Genomic DNA, 449 nt, shown 5'->3' with positions numbered 1-449 from the left:
GCGCCAGATCAAGGAAGCGCTCGACGCCTATGCCAGCCGCGATGCGGCGGCCGCCATCGAGGTTTGCAATCGCGACGACGAAGTCGATGCCATGCATACCTCCCTGTTCCGCGAACTTCTGACCTACATGATGGAAGATCCGCGCAACATCACCACCTGCACCCATCTGCTGTTCTGCGCCAAGAGCCTGGAACGCATTGGCGATCATGCCACCAACATCGCCGAACGCGCCTATTACCTGCAGACCGGCAAGCAGCTGACGGCCGATGCCCAGGACCTGCATCGCAAGCAGATCAAGGCATGACGGCTATCTGAATAGCCGCTGCACGATAACCACCGAGCCGAAACCGGGGAGCCACACCCATGCCCGCCACCATTCTCGTTGTCGAAGACGAGGGCGATATCGCTATTCTGCTGCGCTACAATCTCGAAGCGGAAGGTTTCCGCGT

The 449-nt window shown here is 59.7% G+C and carries 1 protein-coding gene; it reads left to right on the top strand.

Annotation, left to right across the window (positions count from 1 at the left end):
- The coding region (locus tag C8264_RS21960) for a phosphate signaling complex PhoU family protein (protein ID WP_281261479.1) at positions 1–304 on the top strand (304 nt) is incomplete at its 5' end.
- Between the last annotated feature and the right edge of the window lie 145 nt (positions 305–449).

The organism is Devosia naphthalenivorans, assembly GCF_003056355.1.
GTDB lineage: Bacteria > Pseudomonadota > Alphaproteobacteria > Rhizobiales > Devosiaceae > Devosia > Devosia naphthalenivorans.
Note: the sequence above shows the minus strand (reverse complement) of the source record. Positions and strands in the feature narration are given on the sequence as shown.